The sequence below is a fragment of the Shewanella indica genome (assembly GCF_002836975.1).
GTDB classification, from domain to species: Bacteria; Pseudomonadota; Gammaproteobacteria; order Enterobacterales; family Shewanellaceae; genus Shewanella; species Shewanella indica.
The window spans coordinates 25,841-37,737 of the sequence record NZ_NIJK01000035.1 but is presented as its reverse complement, the minus strand read 5'-3'; the positions used below and the strand labels follow the sequence as shown (position 1 = coordinate 37,737).

The following is an 11,897-nucleotide window of genomic DNA, read 5'->3' as shown; positions in this document are numbered from 1 at the left end:
GCCGCCGTGCTGGTTGGAGTCCTACATTTCGCTCAGAGTTGTTATTTGGTTAAGATATAAGCAAAGTGGAATCCCGCCCTGGCGGCAGAGGTGATTACCCTGGATGGTCAGTCACTCAAGATAGAGCAGCTACTGCAGCTGAAAGATAAACAAGTGCAGGTGGCTCTCAGCAAAGAAGCGCAAAAGACAATTCATGCAAGCCATGAACTCCTGATAGATTCAGCCCGTAAAGGCACGCCCGTATACGGGCTCACCGTTGGGGTGGGCAAGAACAAGGATACCCCGGTATTTGGCAAAGACGGTTCTTTGAGTGCCGAAGCCCGCAAACTATCGGAAGACTTTAACCGCAATATGCTGTTTACCCACTCGGCGGCCAGTGGCCAACCCATAGCGCCGGAAACCGTGAAAATGGCGATGACGATTCGCCTGAATCAGATAGCCACGGGTCATGTGGGTGTGCAGCCGGACGTGGCCCGCATCTACCAGGAGTTTATCAACGAAGACATTATCCCCGTTGTGCCGGAAGATGGCTCTGTGGGGTTGAGTGACATCCTGTTGGCCTCACACATAGGCGCCGCCATGATGGGCGAGTGGGATGTGTTCTACAAAGGTCAGCGGATGTCTGCCGCCAAGGCGATGAAGCAAGCCAGGATCAAGCCGCTGGTGCCCTTTGGCAAGGACTCACTCTCGATTCTGTCCAACAACGCCCTGGCAACGGCACAGGTGGTCAACGCCATTGGTGATGCCCGCCAGATCATTCAATTCTCTCCCAGACTCATTGCCGCGGCCCTTGAGGGGATCAACGGCAATATCAGCCCTCTGCTGCCTCATACCTTGGCGGCCAGACCTATGCCGAATGTCGAGAAGGTAGGTCAAGAGATTTTGGCCAATCTGGAGGGTGGATATCTATTCCAGCGTGACGAGAAGCGGCCGTTGCAGGATGCGCTATCCTATCGCGGTGCTCACTGGCCTGTGGCCCATGCCATGTCGCAGCTGCAGCAGTTGGAAACCTTGGTGAATATTCAGATTAACAGCTCTGATGATAATCCTACGGTTTACATCAATGCCAAACCCGGACGTTACGCCGATGCCCCTCAAGTGGCACAGTATTTTACCCAAGGGCCGGTATCTGGGGCGATTAACTCCTCAGCCAACTTCGATACCATCCAATTGGCGTCCCAGACCGAAGCCTTTATCAATGCCATGGCGCAGTTGGGCAAATACTCCAGTAATCGCCAGATCAAGTTGATTGACCCTTACTTCACGGGTTTGCCAAGAGCCTTGGTCGACCCTGATGATGCCAATGGTCAGGCTTTCTACACCCTGCAGAATGGCTTCACCGCCCTGTTTGTCGAGATAGCCCATGCGGCCAATCCCGTGTCCTTCTATGGTATAGCCAACCAAGGCGGTATCGAGGATAACTTCAGCAACTACTTCCAGGCCGGCAAGAATCTCAGCAAGGTGGTGGATGGCGTGGCACGCATCTATGGTTTTGAGCTGATGCAGGTGGCCCAGGCGATGGACCTGCAGAAGAAAGTTAACCACAGGCAGTTGTCACCCCAGAATGAACAACTGTTAAAGGCGCTGCGCAAACAGGTGGCTTACTACGACAAGGACAGGTTGTTTACCCCGGATGTCGAGGCCTCGACTCAGTTCCTGATGAAGTTCTAAGGAAACCAAGCCCCGGTAGGATTAACCACCGGGGCTCTTTGTTTAGGGAATCGGGAATAGCCTTTGCTCACTGGGTTTTCGAGCCACACTCGCGGCTTGGACATGTCGTCTCGGCGGAAATGCTCCAGGCTCCGGAGAAGTCATTGTAGATAAATCTCTGCTCTGAACCGCGGGCGCTGAAGTGCACCACGAACGGAGTGAATTGGGGCACACCTGCCTGCGCCGCCAGTTGAGTAATGGCCAACTGGGCTATAGGTGAGTCTGGCTCTCCCAATTCAGCCAGCTGTTCTGTACTGAGTTCCAGATGTCTGGGGCTGTCACTGAGTGAGGCGTTTTGAACTACCTTGGCAATGGGGATCTCATGCAGCCTGGCATTCAGCCGTGAATAGGCAGCATATTGCGCAACCCTCTGTTGCAGCGCCGCTTCGCTCACTCCCAGGCTCTCGGCCATATTGGCTCTACGCGCCTGAACCAGCTCCCTGAGTTCGCTTCGTTGCTGACTGGAAAGAGCCGAGAAGGCCATTCCGGCCCCCAGTGTTTGGCTGTAAGTGGCAGAAGACAGTATCGGCTCGCCCAGTGTCTTGTCGCCGGCCATCAGCCGGTTTAGTTCGGCGGAGAAGTGAAGGTAGGCTTGCGGATCTTGAAAGCCAAAATATTCCGCATGGGCTTCAATGCGTTGCAGCGTACCCGAGACAGGTTCTGCGATTGTGGCAGATGAAATGTAACCTGCTGAAAAGCATGCTAATAATATCCATTTGTTCATCTTGTATATCCTTATACTTTACTGAGTACGAATATAATTAACAGCCTTGGCTTTCAGGGTCAACGGTTTCATTGCTCGGAAATTCAGCGGCAAACAGACAGGGATTCAGTAAGCTTGAGGCCACCATTGGCGGCAGGCATGCGCTATAAACAGCGGCTCGAAGCTGGCCTTATCAGCATAGTGGAGGTGACGTGAAAATAACGTCAAAAACTCCGTAGTTTTTACATGGGGTTACATTTTTGCAGCCTATTCTAAATATCTGTTTCAACTGTCTTTGTTCAATTCGTAGCCTGAGTTATGTTGGCTTTGATTCTTATTCTTGAGGAGTAATCGCATGAGTACAGTATTGAATCAAGCTGCACTCACGGAAGCACAGAGCAGTTTCAGACAAGTACTGCAAACCGTCGGCCCGCTGATCGCCAGGCTGGGGTTCCAGGGGTTCTGGTTTCAGGGGCTGCCAAGCAATGCCAGGGAGTATTTGGAACACCCGGAAAATCAAGGCTTGTTCGCCCCTGTGTGGCTGCGCAGGCCAATAGCCTCACTGGCTTCCTCCGGTAGGATAGCGGCCCTGCAACAGTACTATCTGGAACATTTTGCCCGCAGCGACAGTAACTTTGCCGAGTCTTTAAGCGCAGATAAAGCCTGGCGGTATCGCTGGCAAGAGCACGACCCGGTAAAAACTCTGTTTGCCAAACATGGTTACGACACTGTTCTGAGCTTTCCTGTCCCCAGCTATGCCAACCCGACCTGGTTTGGCCGTTTCATATTGCTGGCATCGGGCCGTCCCGAGCCGGATCCGGAACGGGTACAGCAGACCTTGATCTTGGTGCAAAGTCTACTGTTTGAACATGACAGGCAGAGGTTCAACCCCTTTCTGCAGAGCCGGATCTTCAAGGCCAATGCCAGAAAAGTGCTGCGAATGGCCGCAACCGGACTACAAAATCATGAGATCTCTGATCGACTGCACATTAGTGTTCGTGGGGTTGAATACCATATGGAGTCAATGCGCAAGAAACTGGGTGCCAGCAACAGGGCAAATCTGATCCATCTGGCCCATCAATTTGAGTTGATCTGACATGTTAATTCTGCTGGTCGAAGATAATCGTCTGTTGGCAAACAATATTATTCAGTACCTGGCGATAAAAGGCATTGAATGTGACTATGCCGAAACCCTGGCTCAGGCCAATGAACTGCTGAGACAGCAGCATTTCGATGTGGTGGTGCTGGATCTCAACTTGCCCGACGGGGACGGTGTTCGAGCATGCCAGGGCTGGAAGGCCCAGTGTATGACCACGCCGGTGATCATGCTGACCGCCCGCAGCGGTTTGGATGATAGGTTGAGCGGCTTCGATGCCGGCGCCGATGATTATCTGATCAAACCCTTCGCCATGGAGGAGCTGGTGGCCCGCCTAAGAGTCGTGGCTCAGCGCCGTCCGGCACCACCAAGATTACAACTGGGTGAGCTGGAGATGGACTTTGGCAAACACGAGGCCTATCGCCAAGGGCAGTTGTTGTCCCTGAGCCGCACCGGCTGGCAGATACTGGCCTTGCTGGCTCGCCGCAGCCCGGAAACCGTGGAGCGGGAAGAGATAGAGCGTATGCTCTGGCCCGACTGCCCACCTGACAGCGACAGCCTGCGCAGCCATCTGCATCTGTTGCGGCGGGTGGTGGATAAGCCGTTCGACAGTCAACTGATCCACACCATTCGCGGGGTAGGACTCTGCCTGAGGAGTGACTGAAGATGATGCCCAAGTTCAGCCTCAAGCGCAGCTATCAAATTTACGGGCTTATTTTTCTGGCGGTCACTCTGGCCATCAATAGCATCATCCCCCTTTGCATGATGTGCACCGGCATGTTTTCCATGCATGAGATCACTCTGCGTAACGCAGGGCAGGCGGCTGAAGCGGTGTTCCTTCAGGGCAGCACAGAGCTGGATACCGACAACATCAGTGTGTTTGCCGACTGGCAGCGGGTACCGGATAAGATCAAAGCTATCAATGACTTTCAGCCTCCCACTGCAGAAACGGGTATTCGTTATCAGCATCTTGATGGCCCCTATATCGATGCCCTGAGTGTGCATTACACGGCTTCAGGCCAGCCGCTGTATCTGTGGCTGCATTATGATGCCACCCATGATCTTGTTTTTGCGCCCAAGAACATGACCGCCATTTTATTGCTGATAGTGATGACCTTCGGGGTGGTGGCCAGCCTGGCGTTTCACATGCAAAAACAGGTAATCACTCCGGTGCACAAAATCAGTCAGGCGATCAAGCAACACGACTGGCAAAGCATGAATGGCTTTAGCTTTCCCAAGCAAGGTTATGCCGAATTGCAATCGATAGTGGATGCCCTTAATACCTCACTGCAACAACTGCAAAACGCCCAGCAGAGAGAGCTTAACTTTCTGCGTTTTGCCAGTCACGAACTGCGCACGCCTGTGGCTATCTGCCAGTCATCCTTTGAGCTGCTCACCTTGCAAAAGGGCAAGCTGACCGGGCCAGTACTGGCCGCCAGCCAAGCGACAGCGCAGATGAAGTCCATCATAGAAACCCTGTTGTGGCTCACCAACAAGAGCAGCACTCGGCTGGAAAAACAGCGCTTGGCTCCGGCCGAGTTGTTGCGGCAGCTGGCAACTGAGCAGGAGCACGCCCAAGGCAAGCAGGGGGTTATTCAATTGGATTGTGACGATACCCAACTACTGGTGCTGAAAGAGCCTCTGTGCATCATGCTCAATAATCTGCTGCGCAATGCGCTCGAGCATGGCACCGGCGAGGTCAAGGTGGAGCAGCGGGGCAAGTGCATCCGAGTCAGCAACTCAAGCTTACAGGATGGCATGGGAGGTTTTGGTCTGGGACTTATGTTGGTCAAACGGCTGGCGAAACAGCTGGGCTGGCAGTTCAAGGAATATAGATCTCCACAAATGTTTATTGCCGAGATAAACATTACAGATTAAAGGAAAATGTGAGTTAGGCTTACATTTTATTACCATTTTAAAAGGAGATGGCTTTCGCTGTCTCTTTTTTTATTTATTTGACGGAATTTTCACTTAATTTATGTTCTCTTATCACCTACTTCCTTAAACCACAGAGTTTATTTTTTTAAGGATTGTAATCGACCAAGATCACAGCAGTTATTGGCAACAATTAATTATTATTTTCTCGTCCAATTCATGTGTTTAAAGTTTTCAATTACTTGGCATTGTATTTGTCTGAGGAAATATTATGAGCTCAAAATGGTTGTTGAGTGGGGTGGCACTGGCTATGGCATTTTCTGCCAATGTGCAGGCCGATGTAACCAAAACAAGTCTGGATCTTGGTTATAAGTTTTATACCAGTGATACCAAGGATGATAACCCTGGCGTCTTTAACCAACCCTTTCTCAAGCTGAATCATTTGGGTTTGGCCGATTGGGGCAGTTATTTCGCCAATATCAAGCTGGAAAACCCGGGTGAAGTCGCGGAAAACCAGAAGAATGAAGATGGTAAAACCACTTTAAAATCATTGGCAATCATAGAGCATAAGCTGGGTGAAAGCGGTTTTAACTTTTGGGCCCAGAACTTTATCTCTGCCAGTGAGACTCTGGTCGAAGACAACCTTTATCTGGGGGTTACGCACAACAGTAAGTTTGGCAATTTGGCACTGAACTATGGGGTTGGCTTCAACTATACCTTTGGTCATTTCTCACCAACAGATGAGAACTTCAATGACATTTCAGGTTATGCCCTGGTGCTCAATGCCAAATACCCGCTGAGTTTTGCCGGATTGAAGCACAACTTGTCCGTCAACTACGAAGCGCAGATAGACAGGGATGAAGACCACCAAAAGCTGTTCAGTTACGACAGCTATGGGCACCAGATCATTCTGGGTTGGCAGACCCAATTTACCGATGCCTTCTACGGCAAGTTGCACCTGACCCAGTACGACAGTTGGGGTGCACAGTACAACGACGGTATCGAGTATGGGTTGGCTTTTGGATACCAGTTTTAACAATGGAGCCAGGCTCCCTTTTTTAATCGACAGGAACTGAATATGCAGTTGAACAAATCCGTTTTGGGCGTGGCCGTATCCACTGCCGTGGTGATTACCGGCTGTCAGGTGACCCATGAGATCATCAAGAGTCAGGGGACTGCCCAGGGCAAGCATGGTGAGATCCAGGTAGAAACCAGCATTCAGGATGGCCGTATTGTGGCTATCGATGTGCTGAAGCAGAAAGAAAACCCTGTGTTGGCCGCCGCCGCATTCAAAGATGTGAAACAGGCCATCATAGACAACAACTCTGTAGATGTTGACGGGGTTTCCGGTGCGACCGTGACTTCCAATGCCCTCAAAAAAGCCGTGGCTGCCAGTGTTGAAGCCGCAGGTGTGACTCTGGTGGCCGCAACGGCCACCGCCAAGCATGGTGAAGCCCTGACTCCGGCCGAATACACCTATGATGTGGTTGTGATAGGTTCTGGTGGTGCCGGTTTCAGTGCCGGTCTGGAGGCCATGGAAGCCGGTGCTTCTGCCGTCATTATCGAAAAGATGCCCATCATAGGTGGTAACTCGCTGATCTCCGGCGCCGAGATGAACGTAGCCGGTAGCTGGGTACAGAAGAGCATGGGAATTACTGACTCCAAAGAGCTGTTTATCCAGGACACACTCAAAGGGGGCGACTTCAAGGGTGATCCTGAGATGGTCAAGGTGATGGTAGACAATGCCGTCGATGCTGCCGAATGGCTGCGTGACTATGTCAAGGTTGAGTACTATCCCAACCAGCTGTTCCAGTTTGGTGGTCACAGCGTCAAGCGCGCCCTGATCCCCAAAGGACACACGGGTGCCGAAGTGATTGGCAAATTTGCCAAGAAAGCCGAAGAAGTCGGTCTGCCTATTCACACCAACACTACCGCCGAGCGTCTGCTGATGGACAACAATGGTCGGGTTGTCGGTGTTGAGGCGACTAAAAACGGCAAGAAGATCACTTACCATGCCAAGCGCGGTGTTGTGGTAGCTACCGGTGGCTTCTCTGCCAACGTGGCTATGCGTAAGCAATACAACCCAGAGCTGGATGAGCGTTACGGTACTACGGGTATTGCAGGTGGCACAGGTGACGGTATTGTCATGGGTGAGAAGATCCACGCCGACACCCGCAACCTGGGCTATATCCAAACCTATCCTATCTGTAACCCAGAGACTGGCGCCATTGCCCTGATCGCCGACTCCCGTTTCTTCGGTGCGATTCTGGTCAACCAAAACGGTGAGCGCTTTGTGGAAGAGCTGGAACGTCGCGATGTGATCTCCCATGCGATTCTGGAACAACCCGGTCGTTACACCTATGTTCTGTGGAACAAGGACATTGATGATGTAGCCGGTACCATTGGTATGCACCAGGGTGAATACAAAGACTTCACCAGCCGTGGTCTGATGTATGAAGTAGACAGCATTGAAGAAGCCGCCAAGGTATTCAACATTCCGCTGGAAAACCTTAAGAAGACCATCAAGGATGTGAACCACTATGCGAAAACCGGTAAGGATGAAGCCTTCAACCACAGAGCCGGGCTGGTGGACTTGAGCAAGGGCCCATATTGGATCCTGAAAGCCACGCCATCAGTACACCACACCATGGGTGGTCTGGTAACAGATACCAAGACCCACGTGCTGAATGAACAAGGCAAGGTAATCCCAGGTCTGTTTGCCGCCGGTGAAGTGACAGGTTTGACTCACGGTACCAACCGCCTGGGTGGCAACGCCTATACTGACATCATTGTCTTTGGCCGTATCGCCGGTCAGCAGGCTGCCGCCAACTAAGCCGCCAAACAACTCATCTATCTCCCCAGAACTCAAAACGGCCCGTAAGGGCCGTTTTTTTATCGCGATTCCTTCATTGAAGGCGATAGCAACAAACATTCACTTCCATCCCACCGTATTCAATTGGCCTGTGCCAATTGCTTCAGATGTTGATACAAGGGCTCGCTGAAGCTTTGCTCGTAGGTGAGTCGTAACTGCTGCCTGCCGGCATCGAAATCAAAGGCACGGTAGATATCCACTTCAATGAGTTGGCCACCTTGGATCAAATATTCACTGGGTAAAACCTTGTCGGCCAACTCAGGATTGTCCAGCAGCTCAGTGATCTGCAACAAAGGCGCACCACTCGGGCTCTGGATTAGCTGCCACTCGTAGCTTTCAGGGGCATCGCCAAAGTTAAGCGTAAAACGCTGTTCGCCATCCAGGGTAATTTCATCCTCTGTTGCTATAGGCCAAAAGAGGGTAATCAAGGCCCTGGAGTCGAGAGCTTCGGCGTTGGCAACCGGCATCTCCCAGGAAACAAACTCTTCATTGCGACACATCACATCGGCTTGCTGCGCTGTCCAGATGCGGTAAACCTGCCCAGGCCATTCGAGCTTGGCTAACTGCAGGACAGCCGGGGTGCCTGCCAACAAGCTTTGCCAGTCTTCATCGCCGGTCTGGTACTTGTCCACCTGCATAGTGATTGGCACCTGAGTACCATCATAGAAGGTGTGCAGTTGATTGCCTTCGATAACCGGCGCGCTTGGGCGATAGCCTTGATCCTTGCGTTCGGCATTTATCCAGCGCTCCATTTGGGTATTCCAGCACTCGGAAGCGACTTCATCTCCCAGAGGAATATCCTGGGCCAAAACCTTGCCTTGGTTGACACTACCGATCAAAAATTTTGAGGGATCACCATATTGCAGGGAGAAAAACTCCGGTGCGCCACTCAGCCCCAAATCCAGCAGATGAGCTTGCTCATCATCCTCCATCAAACCATTGAGCACTATCACCCAGTCATTGTCGTTCATGGTTTTATCATCCTGAGGCTCCAGATAACCCAGGACCACCATGGCGTTGTTTACCTTGTTCCGCACCTCTTGGGGATCTGTTGCCAGGAATGTCGCCGCTGTCTGACCACTGGCAGCAATCAAGTGTCGCAGCTCCTTCAGAGTCATAGCCAGGGTCTGTTCGGCCGCCAGAATTGCCTCATGATTACCTTCCCCGAGAAGCTTTTCTATCTGAGCTGCTGTCAAAGCGTGAATATGTTGCAGTAGCCAGAAGGCCTCGGCAAAGGTCGGCGCTGCTGTGACCTCGGCTGGGATCTGGTAGGGGGTCTTGCCTTCAGTGGCGAACAGCAGAGAATATAACTGCCTGAGTTCCTTAAGCAGGGAATCGCGCTTGGCATCACTAATGCCCGCCTGCAACATCTGCTGGAAACGACTGAATTCCAAATGGGTTACCAGGTTGATGGCGCCCGTATGCTGGTTCAGGGCAAAGAGCATCAGGCTGCCGTCATCAGCGGTTCGGGCAGTGACACTCTGCTTATTGTGCTGCTGTTTGGCCGGGGGGTTGTCGCTGGTCTGCGCTATCCAGCTGGCCAGCAGATAATAATCGGGCGTAGGCTCATCGCTGCGCCAATCGAGCTGATACTTGCCGTCGCTGTCGGTTGTTGTTGTGGGCTCATCGGCATCACAAGACAAGTTACGATTGAGATCGGCGCAAACATCAGCACCAGCTACAGCCCCCAAATAACTGACCTGTCCCAGAACACTGATATCCTTGGTCACAGGTGGTTGGTTGTCATCTGAGTCGGAATTACCGCAGGCGGAAAGCAGCGTGGCGCTAAGAAGTACTGCGAGATACTTTGGTTTAACCATTTGATCGTCCGTGATTAATTAAATTTGAAGGTGCATTTTCCTTAGCCTTTGGGGTGATCACAACCCCCCGAAAGCACTAAGTCTTTGCGAGTCCATTGAATAGACTAAATCCCTTTTATGACAAGAGCAGGAATTGGCCAATAAAAACGGCTCCATTCAGGAGCCGTTTTTGTCATTTACTGCTGTCATCAAGCTTTAGGACCGGCAGCCTTAATGGCATCGGAGACCTGATACTTAGCGAAGTTGCTCTGGAAAGATTCAGCCAACTGTTTGGCATACTTGGCGTATTCTTCCTTGTCAGCCCAAGTGTTGACCGGATTGAGCAGCGCGCTGTCGACGCCGGGAATGGCAACCGGGACATCCAGATTCAACTGCTCGATATGTTCGGTCGGCACTTCTTTGAGTTCACCGCTGACGATGGCATCCACTATGGCGCGGGTGACAGGAATGTCGAAACGTTTGCCGACGCCATAAGGGCCGCCGGTCCAACCTGTGTTCACCAGGTAAACTTGGCTGCCGAAGGCTTGGATACGCTTCATCAACAGCTCGGCATAAACCCCGGCAGGACGAGGGAAGAAGGGAGCACCGAAACAGGTGGAGAAAGTCGACTGAATCGCGGCGGTTGAGCCCACTTCGGTGGAACCTACCTTGGCGGTATACCCCGAGAGGAAGTGATAAGCTGCCTGCTCCTTGCTAAGTTTGGCTACCGGAGGCAAGACGCCGGAAACATCACAGGTGAGGAACACCACGGCGTGAGGCTCGTTACCACGATTATCTTCCTTACGCTGGGCAATATGCTCCAGTGGGTAAGCGGCGCGAGTGTTCTCGGTCAGGCTGGCATCCTTGTAGTCAGGCACTCGCTGAGCATCCAGCACCACGTTTTCCAGCACAGTACCGAAGCGAATCGCATCCCAGATCACCGGCTCATTCTTCTGACTGAGATCGATACACTTGGCATAGCAGCCGCCTTCAATATTGAAGACGCCGCCTTCAGCCCAGCCGTGTTCATCATCACCGATCAGAAAACGCTTGGGATCGGCAGACAATGTAGTCTTGCCTGTACCTGAAAGACCAAAGAAGAGAGTTGTGTCGCCATCTTTGCCGACGTTGGCCGAGCAATGCATAGGCAGTACATCTTTGGCCGGCAGCAGGAAGTTTTGTACCGAGAACATGGATTTTTTCATTTCACCGGCATAGCGCATACCGGCCAGCAGTACCTTACGCTCGGCGAAGTTGATGATCACTGCACCGTCCGAGTTAGTGCCATCGCGCTCGGGTGAGCAGACAAAGCCTGGGGCGTTGATGATCTGCCACTCGGGTTTGTGGCTCTGGTTATAGTGCTCAGGTACGATAAACAGATTACGGGCAAACAATTGGTGCCAGGCGTATTCGGTCGTGACTCTGATAGGCAGGTAGTGTTCGGCATCGGCGCCGACTTCCAGCTCAGAGACAAATACTTGTTTGTCGGCCAGATAGGCTTCGACTTGCTCCCACAGGGCGGCAAACTTCTGAGGTTCAAACGCCTGGTTGACCACGCCCCACTCGATATCAGCCTCGGTACCCGGCTCCTTGACGATAAAACGGTCGGCGGGGGAACGGCCGGTGCGCTCGCCGGTCTGAGCCACCAGAGCACCGTTGGCTGTTAATCTGCCTTCACCGCGCAGAATCGCCTGCTCGACCAGTTGGGCACTGTTGAGGTTGAGTTGAATGCGGTTTGCTTCTGCCGCCATAAGTAAGGTCTCCATCTATTATGAGGTCTGATATAGTCCCGGTCTGCTGTCGGGTTGGCGCGATTGTAACTTAAGCCGCGGCTAAAGTGTG

At 52.3% G+C, this 11,897-nt stretch carries 9 protein-coding genes; 6 read left to right on the top strand and 3 right to left on the bottom strand.

The features are described from left to right. Positions 1-90: 90 nt before the first annotated feature. Positions 91-1,671, top strand: a complete 1,581-nt coding sequence (locus CX650_RS11725; protein ID WP_229800133.1) for an HAL/PAL/TAL family ammonia-lyase — start codon at positions 91-93, stop codon at positions 1,669-1,671. A gap of 67 nt (positions 1,672-1,738) precedes the next feature. Here CX650_RS11725 and CX650_RS11720 read toward each other — a convergent pair whose 3' ends face one another. Further along, the gene (locus CX650_RS11720) at positions 1,739-2,434 is read right to left on the bottom strand and encodes a hypothetical protein (protein WP_071238901.1); all 696 of its coding nucleotides are present in this window, start codon (positions 2,432-2,434) and stop codon (positions 1,739-1,741) included. A gap of 334 nt (positions 2,435-2,768) precedes the next feature. On the opposite strand from CX650_RS11720, the gene CX650_RS11715 reads away from it, so the two are divergent. The 5 genes from CX650_RS11715 (at position 2,769) to urdA (ending at position 8,217) form a co-directional block, all read left to right on the top strand. Then, positions 2,769-3,509, top strand: coding sequence for a helix-turn-helix transcriptional regulator (locus tag CX650_RS11715; RefSeq protein WP_044733391.1), 741 nt, complete (start codon positions 2,769-2,771; stop codon positions 3,507-3,509). Position 3,510: 1 nt separating this feature from the next. Then, positions 3,511-4,173, top strand: a complete 663-nt coding sequence (locus tag CX650_RS11710; RefSeq protein WP_025010621.1) for a response regulator transcription factor — start codon at positions 3,511-3,513, stop codon at positions 4,171-4,173. 2 nt (positions 4,174-4,175) lie between these two features. Then, positions 4,176-5,387, top strand: a complete 1,212-nt coding sequence (locus tag CX650_RS11705; RefSeq protein ID WP_101095913.1) for a sensor histidine kinase — start codon at positions 4,176-4,178, stop codon at positions 5,385-5,387. 268 nt (positions 5,388-5,655) lie between these two features. After that, positions 5,656-6,420: an outer membrane protein OmpK gene (locus CX650_RS11700; protein WP_101095912.1), complete on the top strand. Its 765-nt coding sequence runs from the start codon at positions 5,656-5,658 to the stop codon at positions 6,418-6,420. A gap of 42 nt (positions 6,421-6,462) precedes the next feature. Then, positions 6,463-8,217, top strand: a complete 1,755-nt coding sequence (urdA, locus tag CX650_RS11695) for a urocanate reductase (RefSeq protein WP_101095911.1) — start codon at positions 6,463-6,465, stop codon at positions 8,215-8,217. Positions 8,218-8,336: 119 nt separating this feature from the next. Here the strand turns inward: urdA and CX650_RS11690 are convergent, their stop codons facing one another. Both CX650_RS11690 and CX650_RS11685 read right to left on the bottom strand, forming a co-directional pair. Next, positions 8,337-10,076 carry a hypothetical protein gene (locus tag CX650_RS11690; RefSeq protein WP_101095910.1) on the bottom strand — a complete coding sequence of 580 codons (1,740 nt, stop codon included), beginning with the start codon at positions 10,074-10,076 and terminating at the stop codon, positions 8,337-8,339. Between the two features lie 188 nt (positions 10,077-10,264). Beyond that, on the bottom strand, positions 10,265-11,806 hold the full coding sequence (locus tag CX650_RS11685; RefSeq protein ID WP_039035162.1) for a phosphoenolpyruvate carboxykinase: 1,542 nt from the start codon (positions 11,804-11,806) through the stop codon (positions 10,265-10,267). Between the last annotated feature and the right edge of the window lie 91 nt (positions 11,807-11,897).

Coding starts and splice junctions, on each gene's coding strand:
- urdA (WP_101095911.1), top strand. CDS start 6,463: ATGCAGTTGAACAAATCCGTTTTGGGCGTGGCCGTATCCACTGCCGTG.
- CX650_RS11720 (WP_071238901.1), bottom strand. CDS start 2,434: ATGAACAAATGGATATTATTAGCATGCTTTTCAGCAGGTTACATTTCA.
- CX650_RS11690 (WP_101095910.1), bottom strand. CDS start 10,076: ATGGTTAAACCAAAGTATCTCGCAGTACTTCTTAGCGCCACGCTGCTT.
- CX650_RS11715 (WP_044733391.1), top strand. CDS start 2,769: ATGAGTACAGTATTGAATCAAGCTGCACTCACGGAAGCACAGAGCAGT.
- CX650_RS11685 (WP_039035162.1), bottom strand. CDS start 11,806: ATGGCGGCAGAAGCAAACCGCATTCAACTCAACCTCAACAGTGCCCAA.
- CX650_RS11700 (WP_101095912.1), top strand. CDS start 5,656: ATGAGCTCAAAATGGTTGTTGAGTGGGGTGGCACTGGCTATGGCATTT.
- CX650_RS11710 (WP_025010621.1), top strand. CDS start 3,511: ATGTTAATTCTGCTGGTCGAAGATAATCGTCTGTTGGCAAACAATATT.
- CX650_RS11705 (WP_101095913.1), top strand. CDS start 4,176: ATGATGCCCAAGTTCAGCCTCAAGCGCAGCTATCAAATTTACGGGCTT.